This is a genomic window from Maribacter sp. 1_MG-2023, from assembly GCF_030547005.1.
GTDB lineage: Bacteria > Bacteroidota > Bacteroidia > Flavobacteriales > Flavobacteriaceae > Maribacter.
This window is the reverse complement of the sequence record NZ_JAUOPN010000044.1, coordinates 1-682: the sequence shown is the minus strand read 5'-3', so window position 1 is coordinate 682 and position 682 is coordinate 1. Positions and strand designations below refer to the sequence as shown.

Genomic DNA, 682 nt, shown 5'->3' with positions numbered 1-682 from the left:
TCAGTTGGTCGGTGCAAACCAAAGGTGCACTACCGTCTACCGCCTCTACCTCAAGTGTACTGACAGAGGAATTTCCATCTTCATCGGTTACCGTTAAGGTTGCCGTATAATTGCCCGCATCTACATAAACGTAATGCGGATCAGAAACATCAGAGCTGCCACCGTCGCCAAAATCCCAAGTATAGCTAACTATACCCACATCGTCGGTAGAATCGCTTCCCGTAAAATCGACCGATAAGGGAATACCTCCGCTCAACGGACTTCCAGAGGATATGGATATCGGGGAATCCGCGGATGCCTCTACAATGATTTCTACCGTATCGGTATCCATCAGCCCATCGGCATCCATTACCGTTAGTTCCGCATTGAATATTCCTGCCGAAGTATAAATATGTGAAAGTTGAACGTCAGTACCAGTACTACCATCCCCAAAATCCCAAGAATATGAAACTACACCACTGTCATCTGAAGAAGCCGATCCGTTAAAGTCGACAGTCAAAGGTGACGGGCCTTGTACCGTAGAGGCTGTAAATTCAGAGACAGGAGCCATATTAACTTCCGTTTTTGACAAATTAACGATACTTAGATTATCATAATATACGGTCCCCGCATTCTGTGAGGCATAGTTCGTAAAGAGCCAGATATCCAGCGTGGTCAGGTTTGCAGGCACTATAAAAGTTCC

The 682-nt window shown here is 45.9% G+C and carries 1 protein-coding gene; it reads right to left on the bottom strand.

The window, feature by feature from the left end; translation table 11 throughout:
• Positions 1-682: PKD domain-containing protein (locus tag Q4500_RS18625; RefSeq protein ID WP_303601060.1), on the bottom strand; the 682-nt coding region annotated here is incomplete at both ends.